The following is a 1,894-nucleotide window of genomic DNA, read 5'->3' as shown; positions in this document are numbered from 1 at the left end:
AGCGCAGTCCATGTGGGAGCGAGCCTGCTCGCGAAAGCGGTTTATCAGACAACCCGCGCATCCCCCCGCCAACTTGGCTAAAATGCCGGCCTTTTCATCGACACCGCTGGAACCGCCGTGAGCAAAGAATCCGATCGCCTTTTCGCCCAGCCTTTGGCCCAGGTGCCTGACTTCGCTTTTAACGAGGACGTGGTGCGGGTGTTCCCGGACATGATCAAGCGCTCGGTGCCAGGTTATCCGACCATCGTGGAAAACCTCGGCGTGCTCGCCGCGCAGTTCGCCCAGCCCAACAGCGTGCTGTACGACCTCGGCTCGTCCCTGGGTGCCGTGACCCAGGCCTTGCGTCGGCATGTGCGCACCGACGGTTGCCGGGTGATCGCGGTGGATAACTCCGCGGCGATGGTTGAGCGCTGCCGCGAGTACCTCAACGGCCAGGATTCGATGTTCCAGGAGTTACTGCCGGTCGAGGTGATCGAAGGTGACATCCTCGCCCTGCAATTCCAGCCGGCCTCGGTGGTGGCGCTGAACTTCACCTTGCAATTCATCGCCCCGGATCAGCGCACCGGATTGCTTTCGCGCATCCGTCAATCGTTGTTGCCCGGCGGCGCGTTGATCCTCTCGGAAAAGCTGCGTTTTGAAGACGAACAGGAACACGCCCTGCTGACCGACCTGCACATCGCCTTCAAACGCGCCAACGGCTACAGCGAACTGGAAATCGCCCAGAAGCGCAGCGCCATCGAAAACGTCATGAAGCCCGACAGCCTCGAAGAACACCGCGAACGCCTGCTGGCCGCCGGGTTTTCGAAAGTCGTGCCGTGGTTCCAGTGTCTTAACTTTGCCTCGTTGATTGCCTTGCCATGATTGATCTGTCCCCCCTCGCCCGCCGTCTGGCGGGAACACCTTTGGCCGATTGGGCCAACACCCTGCAAGCGCAACTCGACAAAAAAATGGAAAAGGGTCACGGCGACCTGGAGCGCTGGCAAAGCGCACTGGATGCCTTGCCGAAGATCCAGCCGAGCGAAGTCGATTTGCTCAACGGCCTGAAGCTGGACACCGATTGCGACGATGAAACCCGCGCGCAGATGCGCACGGCGCTGATGGGCCTCTCGCCATGGCGCAAGGGGCCGTTCGATCTGTTCGGCGTGCACGTCGACACCGAATGGCGCTCGGATTGGAAATGGTCGCGGGTCGCGCCGCACCTGGATCTGCAAGGCAAGCGCATTCTCGATGTCGGCTGCGGCAACGGCTACTACATGTGGCGCATGCTCGGCGCCGGTGCGGACAGCGTGATCGGCGTCGATCCGAACTGGCTGTTCTTCTGCCAGTTCCAGGCGGTACAGCGTTACTTGTCCGAACCCAATGCCTGGCACCTGCCATTTCCTTTTGAAGACCTGCCGCCGAATCTGGAAGGTTTCGACACGGTGTTCTCAATGGGTGTGTTCTACCACCGTCGCTCGCCGATCGAGCACTTGCTGGCGCTGAAGGATTGCCTGGTCAAGGGCGGCGAACTGGTGCTCGAAACCCTGGTGGTCGAAGGCGACAAACATCAGGTGCTGGTGCCGGAAGATCGTTATGCACAGATGCGAAACGTGTGGTTCCTGCCCTCGGTGCCGGCACTGGAATTGTGGCTGCGCCGTGCCGGGTTCACCGATGTGAAATGCGTGGATGTGAGCGTGACCACGGTCGAGGAACAGCGCGGGACGGAGTGGATGAAGTATCAGTCGTTGAGTGATTTCCTCGATCCGGAAGATCACAGCAAGACCATCGAAGGGCTGCCGGCACCGATGCGGGCGGTCATCGTCGCTCGCAAATAAAACCCCGATCTCCAGTGATCTGGAGATCCCCTGTGGGAGCGAGCCTGCTCGCGAATGCGGAGGGTCAGTCAACATCTCTG

2 protein-coding genes are annotated in these 1,894 nt (G+C 60.7%); both read left to right on the top strand.

Annotated features, from left to right (window positions below; translation table 11 throughout):
• Nucleotides 1–117: 117 nt before the first annotated feature.
• Nucleotides 118–861, top strand: coding sequence for a carboxy-S-adenosyl-L-methionine synthase CmoA (gene cmoA / locus ACW9HW_RS29950; RefSeq protein ID WP_457402941.1), 744 nt, complete (start codon nucleotides 118–120; stop codon nucleotides 859–861).
• Entirely contained in the window at nucleotides 858–1,814 is a 957-nt protein-coding gene (cmoB, locus tag ACW9HW_RS29945) for a tRNA 5-methoxyuridine(34)/uridine 5-oxyacetic acid(34) synthase CmoB (protein ID WP_457402939.1), read from the top strand. The genes cmoA and cmoB overlap by 4 nt, the downstream gene beginning before the upstream one ends.
• The last annotated feature ends 80 nt before the right edge of the window (nucleotides 1,815–1,894 follow it).

It is taken from the genome of Pseudomonas sp. SDO5532_S415 (assembly GCF_054071155.1).
The sequence above is the reverse complement of the archived record's forward strand: the minus strand, read 5'-3'. Positions and strand labels throughout refer to the sequence as shown.

What these genes read in the sequence shown, in the direction of transcription:
- cmoB (WP_457402939.1), top strand. Translation starts at nt 858, where the DNA reads ATGATTGATCTGTCCCCCCTCGCCCGCCGTCTGGCGGGAACACCTTTG.